This window comes from Lacibacterium aquatile, from assembly GCF_042683105.1.
GTDB lineage: Bacteria > Pseudomonadota > Alphaproteobacteria > Elsterales > Elsteraceae > Lacibacterium > Lacibacterium aquatile.
In genome coordinates this window covers 1-24,054 of sequence record NZ_JBHUIP010000014.1, presented here as the reverse complement: position 1 = coordinate 24,054, position 24,054 = coordinate 1, and the positions used below count along the sequence as shown (strand labels likewise).

The window sequence follows — 24,054 nt, the reverse complement described above, 5'->3', positions numbered from 1 at the left end:
TGCCCCCCGGCTAAAGAATGGGATAGCCATTCCGAGCGTCAATTTACATGAAATTGTAACGCTGTCGACACGTGAGACCTCTCAGATGAGGTCTTCTGCTCCGGCTTCGCGGGCGATTTGTCGGAAAAGGGCGGAATGGTCTTTGGCGCCTTCGCCATTCCTGCATAAGTCTTCAAAAAGCCGATGGATAAGACTGGCGAGGGGCAAATCGAGGCCATTGCCGCGGGCCGCCGCCTGAATGGTCACCATATCCTTCAGGTGCACGCTGGCAGCGCCGCCGGGGATGAAGCTGCGGTCGAGCATGCGTTGGCCATGGATCGCCAGAATCTTGCTGTCGGCAAAGCCACCGCTCAAGGCTTCACGCACCTTGGCGGGATCGGCCCCGCCTTTTTCGGCCAGGATCAAGGCTTCGGAGACCGCACCAATGGCGGCGCCGACGATCAGCTGATTACAGAGCTTTGAGAGCTGACCAGTTCCAGGCGGACCTACCCTGGTCACCCGACCGAGATGGACCAGCACTGGCCGCGCCCGCTCCACCGCCTCTTCATCCCCCCCGGCCATGATGGCGAGAGTTCCGGCCTCCGCTCCCGAAGGACCGCCGGAGACAGGGGCATCGATGGCGGCAATGCCTCTTGCACCCAAGGTTTCATAATGTGCCCGCGCGGTGTCGGGCGGGATCGAGCTCATATCGACCAGCAGACTACCGGGCTTCAGCGCATCACCGATGGCAGCAACCACCGCTTCAACCACCGGACCATTCTCAAGCATCGTGATCGTCAGATCGGCGTCTCGGACGGCATCGGCGGGCATCAAGGCAATCCTTACCCCTGGACCGGCCAGCGCCTCTGCCTTCGCCGCCGTGCGGTTCCAGAGCGTCACCTGATAACCGGCAGCAATCAGCCGCCGCGCCATCGGCGCCCCCATAAGGCCGATGCCTAAGACCGCGATATTCATGTAAGGCGCCTCTCCCTCGTATCGTCATCCCGGTGCTCGACACCGGGATCTCCTCCGGGAGCGTTTCCACGCTATCTCACACAGAATTGGACGATCTCCCGAAGGAGATCCCGGGATCAAGTCCCGGGATGACGCTTTTTGAGTTGGGGACCTTTAGTACCAGCCACCATCCACGATGAAATTCTGCGCGGTCATGGCGCCCGCATCGGCCGACGCCAGGAATACCGCCGTCGAGGAGATATCATCAGGCACGAGGCGACGCTTCAGGCACTGGCGCTTCATCAGTTCCGCCTCGCCCTCCGGGGTCAGCCACATCGTCACCTGACGCTCGGTCATGATCCAGCCGGGGATCAGGCAATTGACCCGGATGTTATGGGGACCAAGCTCGCGGGCCAGGGCCCGGGTCAGGCCGATCACCGCAGACTTCGACGTCTTATAGGCGGCAAAACTATCGTCCGACACGAGGTAGCTGGTCGACCCCATGTTAATGATCGAGCCGCCGCCTGCGGCCTGCATGTCCTTATGCACGGCCTGGGCGGCGAAGAACTGGTGGTCGATGTTGGTCGCGAAACGCTCACGCCAATAGTCCGGCGTCACCTGATCGATGGTATGGCGGTCGTCGCGGGCCGCGTTATTCACCAGCACCGTGATCGGGCCAAGCTTGGCGCGGATCTTTTCGATGGCAGCCTGATAGGCCGGCACGTCGCGCAGATCGACCGTCTCGAAATGCACGTTGCTGCCCAGTTCAGCCGCGAGCTTGGCGCCGGCTTCGGCGTTCATATCGACAAAGCCGACCTTGGAGCCCTGCGCGGCAAACGCCCGTACGATCGCTTCGCCGATGCCGCTGGCACCACCCGAGACAAGCACGGTCTTGCCATTGAGGCTGCGGTATTGCGCGTCCATACGCTGATCCTTTTCCCTGAACTGATTTAAGCAGAAGCCCCTGGACCCGGCGTTGCACCGGGCGGGCATTTCCCGAGGATGATCATCCCCAGCACTTCATCCTTGGTAACGTCCGACACTTTGGCTGTGCCGACCAGACGGCCATTCTTCATGACCGCGATGCGATCCGCGAGATCGAAAACATCATGGATGTCATGAGAAATCAGGAAGATGCCGATCCCCTCGCGCTTCAACTGCACGACCAGATCGGCCACCTGCTTGGTCTCGGCCGGGCCAAGGGCTGCCGTGGGTTCGTCCATGATCAGGACACGGGCATTGAAATGGATCGCCCGGGCAATGGCCACCGACTGCCGCTGACCGCCCGACAGCGCCACCACCGGCTCCTTGAAACGCCGGAAGTGCGGATTGAGGCGCCCCATGACCTTGCGGGTCTGGGCCTCCATCTCCGAATCGTCCAGCGTGCCCCAGCGCGTCATGATCTCGCGCCCCAGGAACACATTCGCGGCGGCATCGACATTATCGGCCAGGGCCAGGGTCTGATAGATCGTCTCGATCCCGAACTCCTTGGCGTCACGCGGATTGCGGATTTCGACCGGCAGGCCGTTCACTTTGATCTCGCCGCTGTCGGCCCGGTAGGCGCCCGACAGGATCTTGATCAGGGTCGATTTGCCCGCACCATTATGGCCCAGCAGCCCGACCACTTCGCCCGGCCGCAGATCGATGGAGACATCGTCCACCGCCTTGATGCCGCCGAACGCGATGGAGATGCCCCGCATCTCCACCAGAGAATTGGCTTCGCTCATTTCGCGCGCCCCCGATAGATCGTATCGACCCAGACCGCCACCACCAGCACCAGGCCGACGACGATATTCTGCAAGGGCGCATCCACCCCGGTCAGAACCATGCCCGACTGCAGCGACTGCATGACTAGCGCCCCCAGCATCGCACCGACGATGGTGCCGCTGCCGCCTGCCAGCGATGCCCCACCAATGACGGCCGAGGCGATCACGTAAAGCTCGTCCAGCGTACCCGCCGAATTGGTCGCGGCATTCAGGCGCGCGGTGGAGATACAGGCAGCGATCCCGGCAAGCCCGCCCATCAGGGCAAAGACCCCCATCAGCGTCCGCTTGGTATTGATGCCGGACAGCTTGGCGGCCTCCGGGTTGCCGCCGATGGCGAAGATATAGCGGCCAAAGCGGGTGCGCTTGGCGAGGAAAGTCACCGCCACGCCGACCACCGCCGCAATCAGCACCGGCACGGCAAAACCGTGGGAGATGAAGACACCGCCCTCGGGCCAAGTCCCGCCAGCGGCTTCGATCATGCGGCGGGCAATGCCGGGCGGCAGCGGATAGGCATTCACGATCAAAGTCGCCGCGATGACACTTGCCGCCAGCAGACCGATGAGGGCCGCTTCCGCCCAGGCCGGACGGACCGCAAAGCCAAATGCCTTATGGCGCCGCCGGGTCAGGAAGCGGAACAGCACGATCAGGGCGATGGCGAGGATCGCGATGACCCAGCTCGCACTATCCCCCAGCGCACCCTCAATGCCACCGCCGATAGGCTTGAAGCGGCTGTCCATGGGCGCGATGGTCTGACCGGAGGTTGTCCACCAGGCAGCGCCGCGCCAGACCAGCAGACCTGCGAGCGTCACGACAAAAGAAGGTACCGCCAGATAGGCAATGATCGCGCCCTGCACCGCGCCGATGAAGGCGCCCAGCGACACCGCGATCAGCACCGCCACGATCCAGGTCAGCGGATGCTCGAACCCCCAGATCGCGGGCAGCCATTGCGCCTGCGCCACGCCGACGATCATGGCGACGAAGCCGAGCAGCGAACCGACCGACAGATCGATGCTGCGGGTGACGATGATCAGCACCATCCCGCAGGCCATGACCGAGATCGAGGCTGTCTGAACGGAGAGATTCCACAAATTGCGCGGCGTCAGAAACGCCCCGCCTGAAACGATGTCGAAAACGATCCAGATGACGGCGAGCGCCGCCAGCATGCCCAGCATGCGCCCATTCAGCTCCAGCGCCTCGAAACGTGCTTTCAACGCACCCATCGGCAACCCTTTTTACCCAAGTCGGAAAAGGTGCGGCGGAGGCGACCGGACAGAAGCCTCCGCCGCACAAATGCAGCTAGTCGGGGGGATTAGCCGCAAACCTTCGTCTTGCCCTTGGGGACGCCCTGGCAGACTACATCCTTGGTGACCCAACCGGCGTTGATGACCGTGTCGAGATTATCCTTGGTGATCGGCTGGGGCTTCAGGAACAGCGACTGCATCGGCTGTTTCTTGGGGCCTTCGGAGAAAGTGACGACGCCGGGGACTTCGGTCATCTTCTTGCCGCTGGCCAGCAGCAGCGCGGTTTCGGCAGCAACGCGGCCAAGCTCGCGGGCGTCCTTCCAGACCGAAACGGTCTGAGTGCCGAGGGCGACCCGGTTCAGCGCAGCCTTGTCGCCATCCTGGCCGGAGACGGGAACGCTGCCAGCCAACCCTTGCGCGGAAAGCGCCGCCACGACGCCACCGGCGGTGCCGTCATTGGCCGCGACCACACCGTCGACCTTGTTGTTATTCTTGGTCAGGAACTGCTCCATGTTGCGCTGGGCATTAGCGGGCAGCCACTGGTCGGTATAGGCCTCGCCGACGTTCTTAATGTCGCCCTTGGACATGGCGTCCTTCAGCACATCCATGGCACCGGCAAACAGGAAGTCGGCATTGGGATCGGTCGAGGATCCCTTGATGAAGACATAGTTGCCCTTCGGCTTTTCAGCGAAGACAGCGCGCGCCTGCATGCGGCCGACTTCCCTATTGTCGAAGGTGATGTAGAAGGCCTGCGGATTCTCGATCAGGCGGTCGTAACCGACCACGGCGATCCCTTCGTTCACGGCCTTTTCAATGGCCGGACGGATGGCTTCGGTATCCTGGGCCAGCACGATCAGGGCCTTGGCGCCGCGCGCGATCAGGCTTTCCACGTCGGTCAACTGCTTAGCCGGCGAGGATTGCGCATCGGCCGAAAGATAAGTGCCGCCGGCCTTTTCAATGGCGGCCTTGATCGCGGCTTCGTCGGTCTTCCAACGCTCTTCCTGGAAATTGGACCAGCTGACGCCGACGGTAACCTTCTGGGCGTAGGCAGTAGATCCGAGAGTCACGGCAAGCATCGCCGTCGACAGGTAAAGACCCAATCGCTTCATGACGTCCTCCATGATGGGACGCGGCTGATTTTCTTTTTCGGCTATCCAAAATGGCGCCGCTGCCGCGTCTTTCCGCCGTTAGTAGGCGATGACAGCGCTAAGTTGGCAAGCAATATTTTCAGTCACAAAACTAAATAGGGTGCCTTAGCTGCCATTTTGGGGAAGCTGATACAGTCGGTCGAGCACCAGCGCCGCCGCCCCACGCGCCCAAACATCATCGCCCCAGGGGTGGATTTCGATCCGCGGCAGATCTCGTTCGCCGCCCACTGCATTGGCCTTTAGGGCAGCCATGATCGCGTCCCAGAACAGATGCGAGGTCCGCATCGCGCGCCCCGACAGGACGATCAGGGGCGGGTTGAGGATATTGATCAGATTGGCGAGTCCGATCCCCAGGATCGTTCCTGCGCGCCGATAGATCTCCAGCGCCACAGGATCGCGCGCCTCCGCCAGAGCAGCCAGGGCATCGAGGGCAAGGCGGGTCGCCTGAGGGTCTGAGATATCGCAGGCGGGCATGAAAGCCCCGGCTTCGCGCACCAGAGCATATTCCGCCACATAGGCTTCGATGCAGCCGCGCTGACCGCAACGGCAGAGCGCGCCGCCCTGCTGGATCTTGGTATGGCCAAACTCCGAGGCGACCCGCAGCGCCCCGCGATAAAGCCGGTGATCCAGCACCAGCCCCATGCCGACGCCATGCTCGACCGTGACGACCAGAAAGTCGCTTTCCGCCCGGCGCGGGCCGAACCATTGCTCAGCCAAAGCCACCAGATTGGCGTCATTATCCAGCAAAACCGGGCGCCCCAGGCGTTTGGCCATCATCTGGCCAAACGGGATATCCGGCTCGCCGAACACTGGACTCCAACGACACAGACCCGTCGCGTGGTCGATAAACCCCGGCACGCCGATGCCGATCCCCGCCGTCTGCGCCAGGGTCAGTCCGGCAGTCGCCAGGGCATGATCGACCCCCTCCTGCACCAGCCGCGCCACCTCCTCCGGCTCGCGCAGTTTCACCTGGACCGAGGTGTCGTGGCGTGCCACCACGTCCCCGACAAAATTGGTGATGGAAACGGCAATCGTATCCGGCGCCACCTTGACGCCGACCACCCGCAGGGCATCGGGATTAAGGGCCAGGAGAACCCGAGGGCGCCCACGCTGGGACGGCGCAGCCGCCTCTTCCGAAGCCTCCAGTTCGATCACAAGACCTTCGGAAATCAGGTCCGCCGTGACAGCTGTTACCGTTCCCCGGCTTAAGCCCGTGGCGGTCGATATATCGACCCGCGCGACAGCCTCGCGACGGCGGATCTCGTTGAGGACACGGAGCTTGGTGATCCCGCCCCCGGCATCGAACCCACCCTCTAAATCCCGACCCGTCACGCCCTTCTCCCGCCGGGCCCGAACGGCCCTTTTTGTTTGACAGGTGAATTATTCAGACCCACCCTGACGCCCATCAACCGGCGAAGTCAACCGGCCGGGTCGAATAATCACGGGGGAGCCGCGACAATGTCCACTGCCAAGAATCCGGCGATCAACGCCAAGCTGTTGATCGAGGCCGATTATATCCTGGGCGAAGGCATTCAGTGGAACATCGAAACCCAGCGGCTCTATTGGACCGATATCCACGGCAAGCGTTTCTGCTCGGCCAAGTTCGACGGCAGCGATCTGACGGTCATGGATCTTGACGAGCGCCTCTGCTCCTTCGCCTTCGATCAGGACGGGCAGATCCTCGCCGCCTTTGAAAGTGGTCTGTTCCGCTTCGATCCCGACACTGCCCGGCGCCATCGCCTGTCAGAATTCGAAGTCGACAAGCCTACGACCCGCATGAACGATGGCCGCTGCGACCGCCAGGGCCGCTTCATCGTCGGCGGCATGGACGAAGTTTCGCTGCGACGCCTGTCGTCGGTAATGCGGGTGGAGTCTTCAGGCACACAGACGTTGTTCGAAGAAGTGGGCTGCACCAATTCCCTCTGCTTCTCCCCCGATGGCCGCACGATGTATTTCGCCGACACTTCGGCCAAAGACATTTTCGCCTTCGAGTATGACCCTGCCAGCGGCACATTGGGGGAGAAGCGTCTCTTTGTGCGCCTGACCTCCAACGAGGGTGGGCCGGATGGGTCTTGCGTGGATGCGGAGGGCGCCCTCTGGAACTGCCAGTTCAACGGCAACCGGGTACAGCGGATCTTGCCGGACGGCACCCGCGATATCCGCATCAACCTGCCGGTCCCTCAGGTAACCTGCTGCTGCTTTGGCGGGCCGGACCTGAATCGGCTGTTTATCACGACCGCCCGTGAAAATCTCAACATCGACGATGCCAGCCGCTATCCGCTGTCGGGCAGTATCTTCTATGTGGATCTGCCGGTGCGGGGACTACCAGAAGACCGCTTTAACGGCCGCGTTGGCGAGATCGCCTCCCTCTAGGTTTTTCAGGCCAGGAACGGAACCTGAGCGGGGCAGCGCCGTTGGGTTATCACCATCTTATCGGAAGGTGGCGTGGTAGCCCCAGGAGGCAATGATGCGCCTTTCAACATTTGCCCCGATCCTAGCCCTCACGGCGGGTTTGACCTTGACCGGCTGCGGCGGCCTCAACCGCACACCGCCCGGAAACTACAGCCCGTCCTACGCGAGTTCCGCCAGTCAGGGGCCGGGAACCGTCCGGTGCGATGACGCCAACGGATCCTTCACCATCCCTTGCATGCTGCGGATCGGCGGGCGGGCTTATTAGCCCACCCGGCGCAGCGGCGCGCCCTCGCCACGCAGCCGACGCAATTCCGCCCGCACGCGTGGCAGGGCGCGGATGTTGCTGTCGCCAAGGCACTCGGGATCAGCGCAGGCATTGAGGCGTGCGAGGTCGAACTCGGCCCGTTCCAGCAGGGCAATGATATGGATCCGTTCAGATTCGGTCATGGCAGGTCCTCCAGGCCAAGGGAACTACGCCCATGAAACGCCGAACGAGCCGACCTTGTTTCCTGTTCACAGGAATCTCATCGTCACGGCCTGATCGGCCGGAACCTTGATCGCAACCCCTAGGGAAAGATCGATGGCGGGTCGGCGGTGGGCGAAATGCCAGAACTCCCCCTTTGCCGGATCGACCCAGTTCCCCAGTTCAGGACACCCCGCCACCTGATCCTGGCCATTTGCCGCTTCCGCAATGCCCGCCCCGGTCGCCTTCGAGCGGGCTTCGCGCAGAACCCAGAGGCGATAGAAGGCGTCTGCCCCTTCGGCAGCCACCTTCTGCTCCTGCAGGCCGAATGCATAGGCGGACAGTTTCTTAAAATTGCGCGGGCGGTGGCTTTCAATATCGATGCCCAGCGCGCCTTGCTCCGCCGTCGCCACCGCCACCCAATCGCCGCTATGGCTCAGCGAGATGCTCGGGCCGCGATCTCCATCGGCGGTTCTGAGCCACGGCTTGCCACCATGATCCGCTTCAACCTCGAAATCACCCTGCCCCCACACTTCGACCAGCACCGACCGCATCAGAGCCCGGGCAGTGAGAGAGGCAGCTTGCGCCGCCTTCTGTTTCCGGCGGGCGGCATGGGTGCGATCCTCGTAACTTGCCCAGCGGGCCACGAGATTACGCGTCTCAGGCAGGGAGATGCGGCAGGAAGCAATCGTGACGATCATCTGCGGACCCTACCTTCAAGCCGATCCAAACAAAAAGCCCCGGCGTTTCGGCCGGGGCTTTTTGTTACGAAGCCGAGGGCTTCTTTTTGAAGGGCGGCTTGGCGCCGCCGGCCTTCTTATCGAACTTGGGGCCGTCGAACTTCTTACCCTCGAAGCGGGGCTTCTCGCCCGGCTTCTTGTCGAACTTCTTCCCCTCGAACTTCTTGCCTTCGAACTGGGGCTTGCCCTCGTATTTCGGAGCAGGGCCATCGGCTGCGAGCGGATCGTACTTCGGCTTCTTTTCGAAGCGGGGCTCTGCGCCCTCACGCGGCGGCTTGCCGCCATCACGATCTTTCCAGACGCCCTTCTTGGGATACTGCTTCTGACCGGGGGCAGGGCGTTCCTCGAAAGACGGCACCGGAGCATTGTCCGTGGCCAGTTCGATCTTCACATCGGCCTTGTCGATCTTACGGACCGAGGCGAGGAAACGATCCGCCACCGACCCGGCGATCTCGACCTTGGTTTCGCGCTCGAAAATCCGGATCGAACCAATTTCCTGCTTGGTGATCTTACCCTGACGACAGATCAGCGGCAGCAGCCAACGGGGATCGGCATTCTTCTGGCGACCGACGTTAAGACGGAACCAGACGCCGCCTTCGATGGTCGAACGCGGGCCACGCTCCGGACGTTCGCGCGGGGCGCGGGGGTCCAGCGGGGCGCGGGGGTCCAGCGGGGCGCGCTGCGGACGCTCGCCCGGATCGAAGACTTCTTCAGGCGAGGGAAGCTGGGCGCGATAGAGGCGAACCAGGGCCGCCGCGATATCCTCGGCCGACCGTTCGGCCAGCAGGGCACGGGCCATGACCAGATCGTCTTCGCCGTTTTCCTCGGTCAGCAGCGGGTTGAGCAGCAGGCGTTCCTGGTCGAGCTTCTTGATCTCTTCGGCAGACGGCGGACCGCCCCACTGCGCTTCGACCTTGGCATATTGCAGCAACATTTCGGCGCGGCGGCGGCGCGAGGGCGGAACCAGCAGAACGCTGACGCCCTTCTTGCCTGCACGGCCGGTACGGCCCGAGCGATGCTGCATCACTTCGGCATCATGGGGCAGATCGGCATGGATCACCAGGCCCAGGCCCGGCAGATCGATACCACGGGCGGCAACGTCGGTCGCAACGCACACACGGGCGCGGCCGTCACGCAGAGCCTGGAGCGCATGGTTACGCTCGTTCTGCGACAGCTCGCCCGACAGCGAGACGGTGGAGAAGCCACGCTCCAGCAGGGTCGCCTGCAGATGGCGCACGCTTTCACGCGTATTGGCGAAGACGATGGCGGTCGGCGCTTCGATCAGGCGCAGGACATTGACCACCGCATGTTCGATCTCGTTTGGCACCACGCGGATCGCGCGATACTCGATATCGGCATGGCCCTTTTCGCCGCCCTTCACCTCGATACGCAAGGCATCGCGCTGATAGGTCTTGGCCATCTGCACGATGTCGCGCGGCAGGGTGGCAGAGAACAGCAGGGTCCGGCGTTCCTGCGGGGTGGCTTCCAGGATGAACTCCAGGTCCTCGCGGAAGCCCAGGTCCAGCATCTCGTCCGCTTCGTCCAGCACCACGGCCTTGAGGTTGCCCATGACGAGACGGCCACGGCCCAGGTGATCGACCAGACGGCCCGGCGTACCGACGACGATATGGGCGCCCATTTCCAACGCACGGCCTTCGCGGCGCGGATCCATACCGCCGACGCAGGAAACGACCTTGGCGCCGGTATGTTCGTAAAGCCAGGTCAACTCGCGATGGACCTGCAGGGCCAGCTCACGGGTCGGCGCGATGATAAGCGCCAGCGGATCGCCCGCCCGGCCCAAGGTTTCAGCCTCTCCCAGCAGGGTCGAGGCCATCGCCAGACCATAAGCAACGGTCTTGCCCGACCCGGTCTGCGCAGATACCAGCAGATCGCGGCCCACCGCTTCCTCGGCCGAGCAGGCGGTCTGCACGGGGGTCGGATCGACATAGTTTTTATCGGCAAGAGCGCGGGCGAGCGCCTGGTGCGTGGGAAGAAAGGCCACGGGCAAATCCATCTGTTCGGCAAAAGTAAAAGCAGGCTTCCCGCGGGGGAAAGCCTGCCTGATGTCGATGTTTTACCTGATTCGGCCCGTGTCGCCAAGCGCGCATCGGGCAACCCTGCCCCGCCTTTATGCCGCGATCAGCGTGGAAAGATGGGTCTGTTTCTTCACCAGGAACCGTTCGAGCTTGGCGCTGAAATCATGCACCACCGCCCCCGACACGCTGGGCCGGGCCACCAAGGCCGACCGCCAGGACCTGACCTTGGGCAGATGATCGAAAATGGCGGGCTGATAGAAACGCTCGAACACCTCGAAATATCGGAAGATCGGCGCGAAAGCGGCATCTACCAGACTGAAGGCCGCACCCGCAAAGAAAGGGCCAGTTGCATCGAGCGCCTTCTCGATCTGCTCGAACTTGGCGCGCAGGTCCCCTGCCTTGCGGTCGAAGCCCTGGGCATCGGAGGCGGAATAATAGCCGCCGATGTCGCTTAAGGTAGCCGAGGCAAACTCCATCCAGGCGCGATGTTTTGCCCTAATGACCGGATCCGCCGGATGCAGCTGTGGCCCCTGCGTCTCGTCGAGATATTCACAGATGGCGGCACTTTCGAAGAGCACATCGCCCGACGGTGTCTTGAGCAGCGGCACCTTGCCAAGGGGCGAGATCGTCTTGAACCAGTCGGGCTTGTCGGAAAGATCGATGCTGGTGCGGGTGAAAGCGATCTGCTTTTCGGCCAGAGCAATGGCCGCGCGTTGCACATAAGGGCAGAGATCGAAGCTGACGAGTTCCATGGCTCAGGCTCCCATCAATGCATTGCTGAAACGCCGGGGCAGGATGGAGCGGCTGAGCACTAGGGCGCCATCCCCCAGCAGCACCTGGGCAAGGCTCAGGACCAACAGATACAGCGGATATTCCCAGCCACCGCCGGTGGCGGTAAAGACCCAGCCATTGCCCGCATGCACACCCAGCGCGCCCAGCAGAATGGGCGAAAGGGCGAGCGCGGCCCAGCGGGCTTGAATGCCCAGCACCAGCATCCCGCCGCCGATGATTTCAGCCGCCAGAGTGGCATAGGCCGTCCAGGCGGGCAGACCGATGGACACAAAGAACTGTGCCGTCCCGGCTGGCGTGAACGTCAGCCACTTCAGAATGACGGAATGGGCAAGAAACATGATGCCGAGCGAGATGCGCAGCAGGGTGACGCCGATGGTTTGCAGCGTCATATCGGGATCGCGGTTCATAACAACCTCCTTCAAGGAACAAGTGATGTCCGGAGGATGTATTCGGCAAACCAGCAACGCACGTTGGGTTATTGCCAAGCCACCTTGCAACAATGCAAACTCTTATCCATGGATGACTGGAACGAACTTCAACTGGCTTTGGCCATTGCCCGCAGCGGCAGCCTGACGGGGGCGGCCAAGCTGCTGAAGATCGACCATTCGACGGTATTCCGCCGCTTGGGCGCGCTGGAAAAGCGGCTGGACCTCAAGCTGTTCGAACGGACGGCCACGGGCTCCTATCTCCCCACCGAGGCAGGTGCCCAGATGGCGGCAGCAGCCGAGCGGATGGAGGACGAAGCCCAGGCGCTGGATCGCTCGCTCTCCGGCCGCGACCATCGGCTGACGGGTCGCCTGCGGGTCACTTCCTCGGAAACCCTGGCCTTTCGATTGCTGACACCGCATCTCGCGGCCTTCCGGGCGGCCCATCCCGGCCTCACCGTCGAACTGGTCCTCGACAGCCGGGTGCTAAGCCTGTCCCGGCGCGAAGCGGATATCGCCCTGCGCCCTTTCCGCCCCAAGGAAGGGGATCTGTGGGGCCGGAAACTCTCGGACGTCGCCTGGACCGTCTATGGCCGCCCGGAGTTCGCGGCTGTGGGCATGACTGAGGCGGATCTGCAGCGGCATCCGCTGATCGGCTGGGGCGAAGATGCCAGTGGGATCGGCGCCGTCGATTGGATCGGTCGGATTGCGCCCGCCAGCGCCATCGCCTATCGCTCCTCCAGCCTCATCAACCAGTATCTCGCCGCCAAGGCCGGCATCGGCATTGCGGCCCTGCCTTGTTATCTCGCCGACCCCGACCCGGATCTGGTGCGAATTCTTCCACCCATTCCAGCCCTGCAGCGGGAGCTTTGGATCGTGACCCACAGCGATCTCAAAAACACCGCCCGCATCCGCGCCTTCTTCGAAATCGTCGGCGAAGCTTTGATCGCCCAACGCCCCTTGATGGCAGGGGTTGCCGCAAAATTGCCCTAAAGTCCGGCCAGACGAGAGGTCCGGATCAAGGTCAAACGCCCCGCTTCGGGTTGTGGACCATGGCAGTTTTTCCGGGTTGGCAGAGGTCGCGTTACACAGTAACAAACCCGCCGTAAGACAAGATGACGACGAGAGCGAGACCAGAGTTTTGACGTTTTCCCCTTGCCGCCTGCCCCTCGTTTTGGCCACCACTGTTGCCTGCCTGCTACCGCTGACCACCCAGGCCACACCGACTGCACGCCATTCGAACCGCAACGCGCCCGTCGTCCATCAGATCCCCGATCTGCCCAAGGGTTTCATTGTCCCGGTGAAGGGGGGGCGCATGACCTCCGGCTTCGGTTGGCGGGTGCACCCGATCCTGAAAGACGTGCGTTTTCACAATGGCGTCGATTTCGCCGTCGCGCGGGGCACGCCGGTCGTCGCCGCCAAGGAAGGCACCATCGTCTCCGTGTCCTGGCACAAGACCTATGGGCGCCTCGTCCGCATCCGCCATGCTGACGGCTATGAGACGGTCTATGCGCACCTGAATAGTTTTGCCCCTGGCCTCGTCGCGGGCAAGAAGGTGCGCCAGGGCCAGCAGATCGGTAGCGTCGGCACCTCCGGCTATGCCACAGGGCCGCATCTCTATTGGGAAGTCTATCTGCACGGCGAAGCCCAGGATCCGCTGGAACTGGTCGCCGAAGCCGACGTGTTTCGAGCAGACTGACGACCGTCCGACTGTTAAGAGTTTCGTCATCCCGTGGCTTGACCACGGGATCTCCTCCGGGAGCCGGGCCAATTCTTCCTGAGACAGTGTGGAAATGCCCCCGGAGGAGACCCCGGGATCAAGTCCCGGGGTGACAACAAACAAACGGGGTGGGAAGCGCCCCTTACGCCCCTTCCACCGCGGCAGCCTTCCGGCGCAGCTTCAGTTCGCTGACGATCACCCCCAGCACGATCAAGCCACCGCCGATCAGCCCTGCAACGCCCAGGCGCTCTCCGGCGATGCGTCCGACGATACCGGCCCAGACCGGCTCCCCGGCATAGATCAGCGTGGCCTTGGTGGGCGAGACGGTGCGCTGGGCCCAGTTCATCGCCAGTTGGATCGCGGCGCTGGCACAGCCAAGCCCGACCGCCAGCCCGACCAGCAGCCAGGAAAACTCCGGCACGCTTTCCCCGGCAGGCACCATGCCCAGGAAAGAGAAGAACGAAGCGACGGCAAGCTGGAGCACCGTCACCCGGCGGGCATTCACCTTGCCCGCATAGCCGCCGATCATGATGATCTCCGCCGCAATCGCCATCGCGCACAGCAGGGTCACGAACTCGCCGACATTGAAGTTGAGCGCGGTGCCATCGGGACCGGCCAGCAGGACAAGACCGATAAAAGCCAGCACGATCCCCACCCAGGCCATGACGCTGGGCGGGCGACGCAGAACCGCCCACTGCAACAACGGCACAAACGGCACATAGAGGGCGGTGATGAAGGCCGATTTGCTGGAGGGGATCGTCTGGAGCCCGACGGTCTGAAGGCAATAACCAAGCGTGATGGAGATGCCGATGAACAGACCGGCCATCAGTTCCAGGGCGGTAAACCCCCGCAGGTGACGCCAGGACAGCAACGCGAGGGCCAGGGCGGCGATCCCGAAGCGGAAGCCGACGAAGAACATCGGCCCGCTGACGCTCATGGCGATCTGCACGGCCAGGAAGGTGCCGCCCCAGATGACGGTGATCAAAATCAGCACCGCTTCGGCAGCGCCTATGCCCAGAACCTGCTTGCTCACTTCTTCCCCCAAATAGCAAACGGGCGGCCCCAGCATAAAGCAGGCCTAATCGATTTCGATTAAGCCTGCTTTATGCTGAATTCATAAGGGTATGAGCCAAATACGATCACGGTTGATCGCATTTGGCTCGGTCGCACCGCCCGTTCGCCGTTATAGCCTAATTTTCAGGCGGCAGCGGCGGAGATTTCACCGATCAGGCGCGCCAGACGCTTCACGCCCTCTTCGATCTTCTCCGGCGGAACCAGCGAGAAGGCGAAGCGGATGGTGTTCCGGCCCGACCTGTCGGGGAAGAAAGCCGCGCCGGGGACGAAGGCCACCCGTTCCTTTTCGATTGAGGCCGCCAGCAGCGCCGCGCCATCCAGGTGCGGCGGCAGCGTCGCCCAGACGAACATGCCGCCTTCAGGCTTGGTCCAGGTCACACCGGCAGGCATGTATTTCTCAAGCGCCGCCAGCATCGCGTCGCGGCGGGCACGATAGACATCCCGCAGCTTGGCGGTATGGCTGTCGATGATCTCCTGCACGACCTCATGCATGACCATCTGGTTGAGGGTCGAGACATGCAGATCGCTCGCCTGCTTCATCAGCACCAGCTTCTGCACCACCGGGGTCGGGGCGATCACCCAGCCGATGCGCAAGGCTGGCGCGATGGATTTGGAGAAGGTGCCGCAATAGATCACATGACCGTTGGAGGTCGGGTCGCTGAGCGGCGCGCTCTCATTAAGGCGCGAGGTATCAAGCGACAGCAGCGAGGGCACGGCAGCGCCGTCATAACGCAGCTTCTCGTAAGCCGTATCTTCGATAACCGGGATATTGTGGCGATAGGCCAGATCCAGCAGCGCCTTGCGCTGTTCCAGCGACAGGGTGACGCCCGAGGGGTTGCCGAAATCCGGTGTGAGATAGAGGAACTTCGCCCCCTTCTCGAATTCTCGTGCCAGCGCCTTCATATCGAGGCCGGTCTCGTCCAGGGTGACGGTCACATATTCCGGCTCGTACAAGCTGAAAGCCTGGAGCGCGCCCAGATAAGCCGGGTTGGTGACGATGATGCGATCGCCGGGGCCGATGAACAGCTTGCCCAGGAACTCCAGGGCCTGCTGGGAGCCGTTGAGGATCAGGATGTTGTCGGCATGGGTCGCGATGCCCAGGGTCGCCAGATGCTCGGCGATCCACTGGCGCAGCGGGGTATAGCCTTCGGAGATCGAATATTGCAGCGCCTCGGCGCGCTTCTTCGGATCGGCGAAGATCTTGGCATAGGCCGCCGCCATATTGTCGTAGGGGAAGAAAGCCGGATCCGGAATGCCGCCTGCAAACGAGATAATGTCCGGCTGATTGATCAGCTTCAGCAGTTCGCGGATTTCCGACGCCGTCAGCTTCAGCGCGCGTTTGGCGAAAGTATCATTCCAGTCGATGGTCACGGCGGCGTCTCCTCGGTCTTTTGTTCGCCTACCGCCCGTTGGGCTACTTGAGGCGGGGCAGATATTGCGTGTGTTGAAATAAGCCCTAACCGAGACCGCGTCCGACCGGAAGAGGGTTTCGGTTGAAGCTGAATTGCGTCAGACGCATTGACCTATCGGCGATTTGAGCAATAATATTTCAAACCGGCCGTCCATGTGTCGGAATTTCCCTGGTGGCAGCGGTTTCACGCGCAAGCTTGCGTAAGATTCTGTCCCCCTGCGACGCGGCGGCGCTGGCGCATTTTTTTGCAAAAGCTTTTAATGCCACAGCGTTTTTCAACCGTCGGGGTCCGATGCGCATCCTCCTTCTCGGCGCGACCGGCTTCATCGGTCGGCACATTGCGTCCCGCCTCCTGCGTCAGGGCCATGAGGTCGTGGCCGGTGTGCGCGATACCGCCAGCGCCCGGCGCCGGTTTCCAGATATCGCTGTCAGCCGCATCGATCTGGAGCGATTGACCGCACCGGAACAATGGCTCCCCCTGCTCGACGGTATCGATGGCGTGGTCAATTGCGCGGGTATCCTGCAAAGCGGGCGGGACGGCAGCGCCGATGCGATCCATGCCGCCGCTCCGAAAGCCCTGTTCGATGCCTGCGCCCGGCGCGGCATCCGCAAAATCGTCCAGATCTCCGCCGTCAGTGCCGACGATGCCGCGGGCACGGAATATGCCCGCACCAAGAAGGCCGCCGACGATTATCTGCGCAGCCTGGATCTCGATTGGACCGTGCTACGACCCTCGCTGGTCTATGCGCAGGGCAGCTTTGGCGGCACCTCCACCCTACGCGGTCTGGCGGGACTTCCCTTCGTGATGCCCCTGATCGGTGAAGGCGACCAGCGCTTCCAGCCGATCCATGCCGACGATCTGGCCGAAACGGTCGCCCGTAGCCTGACCGACCCCAACCTCTCACACGTGACGCTGGATCCTGTGGGGCCGGAGACTCTGACGCTGAAGGACATGCTGGTTTTGTTGCGCGCCTGGCTGGATTTGCCGCCTGCACGCTTCCTGAAGTTGCCGATGCCCCTCGTCGCAGGCATCGCCAAACTGGGCGATATCGTCGGGCGCGGCCCGATGCGAAGCACCGCGCTGGAGCAGATGACCTACGGCAATGTCTCCGACCCTGCCGCTTTTGCCACAGCGATCGGCTTCACCCCGCGCAAGATGAGCGATGCCCTGCGGGACGCCCCCTCCCATGTGCAGGACCGCTGGCACGCGCGGCTCTATTTCCTGAAACCCCTGCTGACACTGATCCTGATCCTGCTGTGGGCCGGATCGGGCATCGCAGGCCTGCTGAACCCGCCGCCGGGCGGGGATGCCATTCTCGCCAAGCTGGGCCTGCCGCCCCTGATGGCGGATGTTTTCTGCCTGTGGGATCTTCTGATCGCGGCAGCTTTGACCCTTGGTTGGCGCCCGAAGCTGATGGGGCTGGCACAGCTCGCGACGGTCGGCAGCTATACCCTGGGTATCGGCCTGCTGGAGCCCGCGCTCTGGGTGGATGCCTATGGCCCGCTGCTGAAGAACCTGCCCATCCTCGCCGCCATCGCGGCCTGGATGGCGATGCTGGACGAAAAATGACCCTCGATCCCTATTTCCTGCTGAAGACCCTGCATATCCTCAGCTCGACCCTGCTGTTCGGCACCGGGATCGGGACGGCCTTCCATATGTGGGCGACACATCTGCGCGGCGATGTGCGGGCCATCGCCTCGACCGCCAAGAATGTCGTGCTGGCCGATTGGCTCTTCACCACCACGTCCGGCATCGTTCAGCCCTTGAGCGGAATCGGCCTGATCCTGATCGCAGGCCATGATCCCCATGCCTCCTGGCTGCTGGTCACCTATGGGATCTATATCGTGGCGGGCGCCTGCTGGCTGGTCGTGGTGAAGCTGCAGATGGATGTCGCCCGCATCGCCCAGGTAAGCGTGGCGGCCGACACACCCCTTCCGTCCGCCTATTTCAAGGCGATGCGCCTGTGGTTTTGGCTGGGCTGGCCAGCCTTCATCGGACTGGTCGGGGTCTTCTATCTGATGGTCGCCAAGCCGGACCTATGGTGATGCGACAGAGTCCCCATAGAGCGCGGCGATGATATCCGACTGGCCGACGATCCCCAGCAGTTGCTCGGTCTGGTCGAGGATCAGGACCACCGCATTGGTCGTGTCGCTCAGATAGGGAACCATATCGACAATCGGCGTCTCCGGCCCCGTCGATACACCGATCTTTTCCATGATCTGCGCCACGATATGGGGGCGATGGATAAGCGGGCGGCGGCTTGCCTTGAAGAACCAGCGCAGATTGAGCCGCAGATCGCCATAGCGGCTCCAGCCCACATGTTTCAGGAACCCCTCCTGGGTCAGCAGGCCGACGACGCGGCGTTCGGTCCCGATGACCGGCAGCACCCGCAGATGATGGCGGCAGAGCAGATCCCAGGCCTCATGCAACGGTGCATCCTGCGGGATGGTCACGACATCGCGCGACATGATCTCCCCACAGCGCACGGTGCCAAAACGCCGCCGATGGGCATTGCGTTCAGCCTGCCGCAGCACCGCTTCCAGATCTTCCAGATCCACATCGACCAGATGGTCCAGTTGCTGGCGCGCCTGATCCAGATCCTCGGTCGTTAAGCCGACCCGGGACAGGGGAAGCGGATCGCTCGTGCGATGCGGATTCTCGGACGGTTCCTTGCGCAGGTGCGGATAACGGCGGCCGGTCAGATTATTGAAGGCCAGCGCCGCCAGAAGCAGCAGCAAGGAATTCAGCCCGACGGTCCAGAAGGCAAAACCGAAACCCGCTGCCTGGATCGACGGCCCACCCAGGACCGCTGTCAGGGCAACGGCCCCGCCCGGCGGATGCAGGCAGCGCAGCAGCAGCATGGCCGCAATCGCCCCGCCCCCAGCGACGGCTGCAGCAATCAGCGGATCGCCGATCAGCTTTGCGCAGATCACCCCAACGACAGCCGACGCGACATTGCCCCCCAGGATCGACCAGGGTTGCGCCAGCGGGCTGGCCGGCACCGTAAACAGCAGAACCGCCGAAGCCCCCATCGGGGCGATCAGCAACAGGATCTCGTTCAGGCTGCTGGAGGCTATTTTGGCAACGGTGCCCGTGATCAGAATACCAATCAGCGCGCCGATACAGGCCCGCAGACGTTCGGCTGCGCTGATCGGACCAAGATCAGGGATCAGCTCTCGCAGGATGGATAGAGACATTGAAGAACCAAAAGATGCTCGGCGGAAGCCTGTTTATAGACTTAGCCAGGGACTGGCGCACCGCCTAGCTGTGACTAATTCTGTCGCAGTCGCTCCACAACAGCCAGATAGGCTGCCTGCAGTTTGTCGCGTACCGTTGGGCCTTCCGGCGACACTCCCTGCAGATGCTCGACCGTCAGTTCATCCATGAAACGCTGCCACATCTCCGGCCCGCCCTTCTCCAGGACCTCGGCCCGGATGCTCAGATCCTCGCTGACCGGCAGATAACGACGCCCCCAGGCCCCCAGATGCGCCATGATCGGAACCAGGGCGATCGACTTCTCCGTCAGGCTATAGATCGCCTTCTGTTTGTGGCTGGGATCGTCCGCCTTGGTCAGCATCCCCATATCCACCAACATCCGCATGCGGTCCGCCAGGATATTGGTGCTGATCCCTTCGCCCGAGCGCAGCAGCTCGCGGAAATGGCGCCGCCCCCCGAAGATGATGTCCCGCAGGATCAGCAGGCTCCATTTATCGCCGAAAACCTCCAGCGACAGATTGATCGGGCAGCCGGAACGCTGTGTATCGTCCATTTCGAACTCTAGCCTGGGAAAACCGGTTGCATTATCGCACCGCTCTCCCCAGGCATCAAGCGACGGCTAAACCGCCCGCAGATAACGGATCGGCCGTCCCGCCGTCATGGCCTGCGCCGCCCGCACGATCCCATCGGCGTCGATGCCATAGTGGCGGTAGAGATCCTGGATCGTGCCGGTCTGGCCGAAATGTTCTACCCCAAGCGACCGGGTTCGATGCCCATGGACCGAGCCGAGCCAGGCAAGCGTCGCCGGATGCCCGTCGATCAGCGTGATCAGCGCGCAATGGGGCGGCAGATCCTCCAGTAGGCGTTCGATGTGGGAACGCGCCTGCCCATGCCCATTCTCCCGCGCGCGCTGCGCTGCCGTCCAACCGGCGTTCAGGCGGTCGGCAGAGGTGATGGCCAGCAGACCGACATCGCGCCGATCCTCCGCCATCATGCCGACGGCCTGGATCGCCTCCGGTGCCAAAGCGCCGGTATAGGCGATCACCACCTGGGCGTTCGGACCCGGCTTGCGCATCCAATAGCCGCCGTCGACGATATTCCGCGCCAGCTCCGGTGTCATGGTCCGTTGAGGCTGTTCCAGCGGGCGGGTGGAGAGGCGGAAATAGAGCGAGCCGCCGGTCTCGTCCCGCAACCAGGAGCGTTCGGCGATATCGCCCGTCTCGCCCTCGCCTTCCCCATGGCGCTGCATATAGTCGAAGCCGAACCGCATCATCACCGCCAGCTCGTCCAGGAAGGCAGGCTCGAAGGAGCACAGGCCGTCCTGCGCCATGCCCACCAGCGGTGTACTGATCGACTGATGCGCCCCGCCCTCGCCTGCCAGCGACACGCCGGATGGCGTCGCGACCAGCATGAAGCGTGCATCCTGATAGCAGGCGTAATTCATCTGGTCGGCGGCACGCAGGATGAAAGGATCGTAGACCGTGCCAATGGGCAGCAACCGCTCGCCATTGATCGTATGGGACAGGCCCAGCGCCGAAAGCGCAATAAACAGGTTCGATTCGGCGATGCCCAGTTCCAGGTGCTGACCCTTGGGCGAGAATTCCCAAGTATAGGTCGAGGGGATACGTTCGGCCTTGAAGGTATCGGCCATGCTTTCGCGGGCGAACAGCCCCCGCCGATTGACCCAGGCCCCGAGGTTGGTGGAAACCGTCACGTCGGGCGCCGTGGTGACGATACGGCTGGCGAGCGCACTGTCCCCGCGCGCCAACTCGTTCAGGATCTGCCCGAAGCCCATCTGGGTCGAGATTTCCTTGTTCCCTGGTGCCGGGAAAGTCAGCGCATCCGGCACCGGCACTGCAGGTGCACTTAGGCGACGGCGGCCACCGGCAAAGAAGGGGCTTTGATCAACGAAGCGCTGCAGATCATCGGCATCAAGCGTCGCGCCCTCCCACTTGTCCCATTCGTGACCCGCGCGAATGCCGCGCGCCGTCTGAAAGCCCGCCATCTGATCGGGCGTCATCAGGCCCGCATGATTGTCCTTATGCCCCGCCAACGGCAGACCGAAGCCCTTCACCGTGTAGCAGATGAAGCAGACCGGCCGATCATGTTTGCCTGCAGCCTCGAAGGCCTCCAGCAGCGAGGGCATGTCATGGCCGCCCAGATTGCCCATCAGCTGTGCCAGCTCGGCATCCGACCGCTTCTCGATCAGCTTCGTCACGGCCCCCTGATCGCCGATATCGTCCAGCAGCCGTTTGCGCCAGGCAGCCCCGCCCTGGAAGGTCAGCGCGGAATAAAGCTGATTGGGGCAGGCATCGATCCAGTCGCGCAGGCGCTCGCCGCCCGGTTCGGCGAAGGCAGCCTGCATCAGCTTGCCGTGTTTAACGATGACGACGTCCCAGCCGAAGTTGGCGAACATCTGCTCGAACTTGGACCAGAGCCCCTCGCGGATCACGGCATCCAGCGACTGGCGGTTATAATCCACCACCCACCAGGTGTTGCGCAGTCCGTGTTTCCAGCCCTCGATCAGGGCCTCGTAGATATTGCCCTCATCCATCTCCGCATCGCCGATCAGGGAGATCATCCGCCCCTCGGGGCGCCCCTGCATCCAGCCGTGGGAGGTCACATAATCCTGCACCAGGGAGGAAAACAGCGTCTGCGCAACGCCAAGCCCGACGGAGCCCGTGGAGAAATCCACATCGTCCACATCCTTGGTGCGCGAGGGATAGGACTGCACGCCCTTATAGCCGCGGAAATTCTCCAGCTTTTCCCGGGTCTGGTTGCCCGCAAGATACTGGATGGCATGGAAGATGGGCGAGGCGTGGGGCTTGACCGCCACCCGATCCTCGGGCTTCAGCGCGCCGAAATAGAGGGCCGTCATGATGGTAGCCAGCGAGGCGCTCGAGGCCTGATGCCCGCCGACCTTCACATCGCCCGCCGGGCGGATATGGTTCGCGTTATGGATGGTCCAGGTGGCGAGCCAAAGCGCGCGACGCTCGATCTCAGCCAGATAGGGAATACGCGCGTCCTGCTGCTTGCTCATGCCTCGATCCACCCTGGTTTATCCGCACTCATGTTGCGGTTATGGGGGTGAGTTTTGCATGGAACGACTGATGGCTTAAGGGGCCGCGAAGCTCCCGCCAAACTTCGATAGAGCGTGAGCCGTTTTCGCGAAAACACGTAAGATTCTTAGGGGTTCCCCAGAAGACCAGACAGAAACGGTCGTAGATTTTCGCCGCCTCCGGCCATTCGGCTGGAAGCGGCGACGATCCGCCGCTTTGTTATTTCGGATCCGGGATGGTCAGCACCGTTTCCGGCGTGTCGACCACGAAGACCGCGAGTAGCTTTGCTCGCTTCGTCTTGCTGGCATTGAAGCTGACCTCGTGGTGGTCGCCGGGCAGTTCCGCGAAGTTCTCACCAGCACGATAGATACGCTCCGGCCCGCCATTCACCTTGGAGCGGATGGAGCCTTCCAGCACGGTGGCATAGATGAAGGCCGACGCTGCATGGGTGTGGGACGGAGAACCACTGCCCGGCGCATAGTCCACCAGCACGCCCCGCATGCTTTTTCCCGGAACATTCGGAAGTGGATGATCGAAGACCAGAGTGGTCTTAGCATTCGGATCATGGGCAAGGGCACCGGTCGTCAGGGCCAACGAGAGAACGGTCGCCGCAAAAATCTTTTTCAGCATTTTAAGGTCTCCCGTTCAGCGCTGGGCCAGCCAGGTCAGGAAGCTGGTCGGTGCCAGCCAAGCACCCGCATCAGCTACCAGCGAGCGATCATCGACGGGGGTGCCGAAATAACCGGCCTGCGGATCGACGATAATCTGGCGCGGATCCTTATCGGCGCTGAACAGCAGGTTCAACAGCCGCTCGAAGGACATAGCCTCCGGCCCTGCCAGTTCGCGCATCCCGTTTAAAGCCGGGGCGAGAGCAGCCCGCGCAACCGCATCGGCAACATCTTCAGCGGCAATCGGCTGGATCGGTGCCGGGGGGACTCGCGCCGCATCACCAACAGTGGCTCCGGCCGCGATAGCGCCAACAAACTCGAAGAATTGCGTCGCACGCAGGATGCTATAGGGCAGACCGGAGGCTTCGATCATCCGCTCCTGGGCGATCTTGGCGCGGAAATAGCCACTGTGCAGCAGACGCTCGGTGCCGACCACCGACAGGGCTAGAATATGTTTCACACCCGCTTTGGATGCCGCTGCCAGGATATTGCGGGTGGAAGTCTCGAAGAACTCCAGGACCGCCTTGTCTTCGAAAGACGGCGAGTTCGAAACATCCACAACGACGTCCGCCCCCACAGAGGCCGCATCGAGCCCTTCGCCCGTCACGCTGTTGACGCCCTTCGACGGAGAAGCGGCAATAACTTCGTGTCCACGCTGCAGAAGCTTGCTGACGGTCTTGGCACCGATAAGCCCGCTGCCACCAATTACGACGATCTTCATGATCCCTATCCTTGTCTTATCAGGAACGGGTCAATCGCCCGTCTCATCAAGCAAGACGAGACGGGGAAGCGCCCTGTGACACGCGGAGCGTATTTTTTCGAAAAACTTCAGTCTAAGACGACAAAAAGCCCTCACGCATTTCTGCGGAGGGCTTTTTGTATGTATGTAGATTTGGTTGCGGGGACAGGATTTGAACCTGTGACCTTCAGGTTATGAGCCTGACGAGCT

At 62.6% G+C, this 24,054-nt stretch carries 24 protein-coding genes; 6 read left to right on the top strand and 18 right to left on the bottom strand.

Translation table 11 applies throughout. The features are described 5' to 3' along the window. Positions 1 to 81 precede the first annotated feature (81 nt). The 6 genes from ACFSM5_RS17220 to ACFSM5_RS17195 form a co-directional block, all read right to left on the bottom strand. On the bottom strand, positions 82 to 954 hold the full coding sequence (locus ACFSM5_RS17220) for an NAD(P)-dependent oxidoreductase (protein WP_379877761.1): 873 nt from the start codon (positions 952 to 954) through the stop codon (positions 82 to 84). A 153-nt stretch (positions 955 to 1,107) separates the two neighbouring features. Continuing rightward, the gene (locus ACFSM5_RS17215; protein ID WP_379877760.1) at positions 1,108 to 1,857 is read right to left on the bottom strand and encodes an SDR family NAD(P)-dependent oxidoreductase; all 750 of its coding nucleotides are present in this window, start codon (positions 1,855 to 1,857) and stop codon (positions 1,108 to 1,110) included. Between the two features lie 26 nt (positions 1,858 to 1,883). Continuing rightward, positions 1,884 to 2,660, bottom strand: coding sequence for an ATP-binding cassette domain-containing protein (locus tag ACFSM5_RS17210; RefSeq protein WP_379877759.1), 777 nt, complete (start codon positions 2,658 to 2,660; stop codon positions 1,884 to 1,886). Then, complete coding sequence (locus ACFSM5_RS17205; RefSeq protein WP_379877758.1) at positions 2,657 to 3,919, bottom strand: sugar ABC transporter permease; 1,263 nt, start codon at positions 3,917 to 3,919, stop codon at positions 2,657 to 2,659. Before ACFSM5_RS17205 ends, ACFSM5_RS17210 begins: the two co-directional genes overlap by 4 nt. 89 nt (positions 3,920 to 4,008) lie before the next feature. Continuing rightward, complete coding sequence (gene xylF, locus ACFSM5_RS17200; protein WP_379877757.1) at positions 4,009 to 5,049, bottom strand: D-xylose ABC transporter substrate-binding protein; 1,041 nt, start codon at positions 5,047 to 5,049, stop codon at positions 4,009 to 4,011. A 144-nt stretch (positions 5,050 to 5,193) separates the two neighbouring features. Continuing rightward, positions 5,194 to 6,420, bottom strand: a complete 1,227-nt coding sequence (locus tag ACFSM5_RS17195) for an ROK family protein (RefSeq protein ID WP_379877756.1) — start codon at positions 6,418 to 6,420, stop codon at positions 5,194 to 5,196. Between the two features lie 126 nt (positions 6,421 to 6,546). On the opposite strand from ACFSM5_RS17195, the gene ACFSM5_RS17190 reads away from it, so the two are divergent. Continuing rightward, positions 6,547 to 7,461, top strand: a complete 915-nt coding sequence (locus ACFSM5_RS17190; RefSeq protein ID WP_379877755.1) for an SMP-30/gluconolactonase/LRE family protein — start codon at positions 6,547 to 6,549, stop codon at positions 7,459 to 7,461. A gap of 94 nt (positions 7,462 to 7,555) precedes the next feature. After that, on the top strand, positions 7,556 to 7,765 hold the full coding sequence (locus ACFSM5_RS17185) for a hypothetical protein (protein ID WP_379877754.1): 210 nt from the start codon (positions 7,556 to 7,558) through the stop codon (positions 7,763 to 7,765). On the opposite strand, the gene ACFSM5_RS17180 is transcribed toward ACFSM5_RS17185, so the two are convergent. The 5 genes from ACFSM5_RS17180 to ACFSM5_RS17160 all read right to left on the bottom strand — a co-directional run bounded on the left by ACFSM5_RS17180 (position 7,762) and on the right by ACFSM5_RS17160 (position 11,938). Further along, positions 7,762 to 7,947, bottom strand: coding sequence for a hypothetical protein (locus ACFSM5_RS17180; RefSeq protein WP_379877753.1), 186 nt, complete (start codon positions 7,945 to 7,947; stop codon positions 7,762 to 7,764). The two genes, ACFSM5_RS17185 and ACFSM5_RS17180, sit on opposite strands and share 4 nt — an antisense overlap. Positions 7,948 to 8,013: 66 nt before the next feature. Further along, positions 8,014 to 8,664 carry a 4'-phosphopantetheinyl transferase family protein gene (locus ACFSM5_RS17175; RefSeq protein WP_379877752.1) on the bottom strand — a complete coding sequence of 217 codons (651 nt, stop codon included), beginning with the start codon at positions 8,662 to 8,664 and terminating at the stop codon, positions 8,014 to 8,016. 64 nt (positions 8,665 to 8,728) lie between these two features. Further along, positions 8,729 to 10,705 (bottom strand): DEAD/DEAH box helicase, encoded by a 1,977-nt coding sequence (locus ACFSM5_RS17170; RefSeq protein WP_379877751.1) that lies wholly within the window; start codon positions 10,703 to 10,705, stop codon positions 8,729 to 8,731. A 126-nt stretch (positions 10,706 to 10,831) separates the two neighbouring features. Continuing rightward, a complete protein-coding gene (locus tag ACFSM5_RS17165) occupies positions 10,832 to 11,491 on the bottom strand; it encodes a glutathione S-transferase family protein (RefSeq protein ID WP_379877750.1) in 660 nt (219 codons plus the stop codon). A gap of 3 nt (positions 11,492 to 11,494) precedes the next feature. Further along, the gene (locus tag ACFSM5_RS17160; RefSeq protein ID WP_379877749.1) at positions 11,495 to 11,938 is read right to left on the bottom strand and encodes a DoxX family protein; all 444 of its coding nucleotides are present in this window, start codon (positions 11,936 to 11,938) and stop codon (positions 11,495 to 11,497) included. 108 nt (positions 11,939 to 12,046) lie between these two features. On the opposite strand from ACFSM5_RS17160, the gene ACFSM5_RS17155 reads away from it, so the two are divergent. Together ACFSM5_RS17155 and ACFSM5_RS17150 are read left to right on the top strand one after the other, a co-directional pair. Further along, positions 12,047 to 12,949, top strand: a complete 903-nt coding sequence (locus tag ACFSM5_RS17155; protein ID WP_379877748.1) for a LysR family transcriptional regulator — start codon at positions 12,047 to 12,049, stop codon at positions 12,947 to 12,949. Between the two features lie 148 nt (positions 12,950 to 13,097). Continuing rightward, on the top strand, positions 13,098 to 13,655 hold the full coding sequence (locus ACFSM5_RS17150) for a M23 family metallopeptidase (RefSeq protein ID WP_379877747.1): 558 nt from the start codon (positions 13,098 to 13,100) through the stop codon (positions 13,653 to 13,655). A gap of 163 nt (positions 13,656 to 13,818) precedes the next feature. Here the strand turns inward: ACFSM5_RS17150 and ACFSM5_RS17145 are convergent, their stop codons facing one another. Beyond that, on the bottom strand, positions 13,819 to 14,709 hold the full coding sequence (locus tag ACFSM5_RS17145) for a DMT family transporter (protein WP_379877746.1): 891 nt from the start codon (positions 14,707 to 14,709) through the stop codon (positions 13,819 to 13,821). Between the two features lie 164 nt (positions 14,710 to 14,873). Beyond that, complete coding sequence (locus ACFSM5_RS17140; protein WP_379877745.1) at positions 14,874 to 16,121, bottom strand: aminotransferase-like domain-containing protein; 1,248 nt, start codon at positions 16,119 to 16,121, stop codon at positions 14,874 to 14,876. 332 nt (positions 16,122 to 16,453) lie between these two features. Between ACFSM5_RS17140 and ACFSM5_RS17135 the strand changes: the two genes are divergently transcribed. Then, positions 16,454 to 17,731: an NAD(P)H-binding protein gene (locus tag ACFSM5_RS17135; protein ID WP_379877744.1), complete on the top strand. Its 1,278-nt coding sequence runs from the start codon at positions 16,454 to 16,456 to the stop codon at positions 17,729 to 17,731. Further along, entirely contained in the window at positions 17,728 to 18,207 is a 480-nt protein-coding gene (locus ACFSM5_RS17130; RefSeq protein ID WP_379877743.1) for a DUF2269 family protein, read from the top strand. The genes ACFSM5_RS17135 and ACFSM5_RS17130 overlap by 4 nt, the downstream gene beginning before the upstream one ends. Here ACFSM5_RS17130 and ACFSM5_RS17125 read toward each other — a convergent pair. The 5 genes from ACFSM5_RS17125 to ACFSM5_RS17105 form a co-directional block, all read right to left on the bottom strand. Then, positions 18,199 to 19,359, bottom strand: coding sequence for an HPP family protein (locus tag ACFSM5_RS17125; protein ID WP_379877742.1), 1,161 nt, complete (start codon positions 19,357 to 19,359; stop codon positions 18,199 to 18,201). The genes ACFSM5_RS17130 and ACFSM5_RS17125 overlap by 9 nt on opposite strands. 74 nt (positions 19,360 to 19,433) lie before the next feature. Continuing rightward, positions 19,434 to 19,931 carry a winged helix-turn-helix transcriptional regulator gene (locus tag ACFSM5_RS17120; RefSeq protein WP_379877740.1) on the bottom strand — a complete coding sequence of 166 codons (498 nt, stop codon included), beginning with the start codon at positions 19,929 to 19,931 and terminating at the stop codon, positions 19,434 to 19,436. Positions 19,932 to 19,997: 66 nt separating this feature from the next. Then, entirely contained in the window at positions 19,998 to 22,418 is a 2,421-nt protein-coding gene (locus ACFSM5_RS17115; RefSeq protein WP_379877739.1) for a transketolase, read from the bottom strand. 238 nt (positions 22,419 to 22,656) lie between these two features. Further along, positions 22,657 to 23,067, bottom strand: a complete 411-nt coding sequence (locus ACFSM5_RS17110) for a cupin domain-containing protein (RefSeq protein ID WP_379877737.1) — start codon at positions 23,065 to 23,067, stop codon at positions 22,657 to 22,659. A 15-nt stretch (positions 23,068 to 23,082) separates the two neighbouring features. Then, on the bottom strand, positions 23,083 to 23,826 hold the full coding sequence (locus ACFSM5_RS17105) for an SDR family oxidoreductase (protein WP_379877736.1): 744 nt from the start codon (positions 23,824 to 23,826) through the stop codon (positions 23,083 to 23,085). Positions 23,827 to 24,054: the final 228 nt, after the last annotated feature.

Excerpts from the sequence above, each read along its gene's own strand:
- ACFSM5_RS17155 (WP_379877748.1), top strand. The coding sequence starts at position 12,047 with ATGGATGACTGGAACGAACTTCAACTGGCTTTGGCCATTGCCCGCAGC.
- ACFSM5_RS17210 (WP_379877759.1), bottom strand. The coding sequence starts at position 2,660 with ATGAGCGAAGCCAATTCTCTGGTGGAGATGCGGGGCATCTCCATCGCG.
- ACFSM5_RS17130 (WP_379877743.1), top strand. The coding sequence starts at position 17,728 with ATGACCCTCGATCCCTATTTCCTGCTGAAGACCCTGCATATCCTCAGC.
- ACFSM5_RS17110 (WP_379877737.1), bottom strand. The coding sequence starts at position 23,067 with ATGCTGAAAAAGATTTTTGCGGCGACCGTTCTCTCGTTGGCCCTGACG.
- ACFSM5_RS17115 (WP_379877739.1), bottom strand. The coding sequence starts at position 22,418 with ATGAGCAAGCAGCAGGACGCGCGTATTCCCTATCTGGCTGAGATCGAG.
- ACFSM5_RS17120 (WP_379877740.1), bottom strand. The coding sequence starts at position 19,931 with ATGGACGATACACAGCGTTCCGGCTGCCCGATCAATCTGTCGCTGGAG.
- xylF (WP_379877757.1), bottom strand. The coding sequence starts at position 5,049 with ATGAAGCGATTGGGTCTTTACCTGTCGACGGCGATGCTTGCCGTGACT.
- ACFSM5_RS17205 (WP_379877758.1), bottom strand. The coding sequence starts at position 3,919 with ATGGGTGCGTTGAAAGCACGTTTCGAGGCGCTGGAGCTGAATGGGCGC.
- ACFSM5_RS17215 (WP_379877760.1), bottom strand. The coding sequence starts at position 1,857 with ATGGACGCGCAATACCGCAGCCTCAATGGCAAGACCGTGCTTGTCTCG.
- ACFSM5_RS17220 (WP_379877761.1), bottom strand. The coding sequence starts at position 954 with ATGAATATCGCGGTCTTAGGCATCGGCCTTATGGGGGCGCCGATGGCG.
- ACFSM5_RS17190 (WP_379877755.1), top strand. The coding sequence starts at position 6,547 with ATGTCCACTGCCAAGAATCCGGCGATCAACGCCAAGCTGTTGATCGAG.
- ACFSM5_RS17175 (WP_379877752.1), bottom strand. The coding sequence starts at position 8,664 with ATGATCGTCACGATTGCTTCCTGCCGCATCTCCCTGCCTGAGACGCGT.
- ACFSM5_RS17160 (WP_379877749.1), bottom strand. The coding sequence starts at position 11,938 with ATGAACCGCGATCCCGATATGACGCTGCAAACCATCGGCGTCACCCTG.
- ACFSM5_RS17180 (WP_379877753.1), bottom strand. The coding sequence starts at position 7,947 with ATGACCGAATCTGAACGGATCCATATCATTGCCCTGCTGGAACGGGCC.
- ACFSM5_RS17165 (WP_379877750.1), bottom strand. The coding sequence starts at position 11,491 with ATGGAACTCGTCAGCTTCGATCTCTGCCCTTATGTGCAACGCGCGGCC.
- ACFSM5_RS17135 (WP_379877744.1), top strand. The coding sequence starts at position 16,454 with ATGCGCATCCTCCTTCTCGGCGCGACCGGCTTCATCGGTCGGCACATT.
- ACFSM5_RS17105 (WP_379877736.1), bottom strand. The coding sequence starts at position 23,826 with ATGAAGATCGTCGTAATTGGTGGCAGCGGGCTTATCGGTGCCAAGACC.
- ACFSM5_RS17125 (WP_379877742.1), bottom strand. The coding sequence starts at position 19,359 with ATGTCTCTATCCATCCTGCGAGAGCTGATCCCTGATCTTGGTCCGATC.
- ACFSM5_RS17185 (WP_379877754.1), top strand. The coding sequence starts at position 7,556 with ATGCGCCTTTCAACATTTGCCCCGATCCTAGCCCTCACGGCGGGTTTG.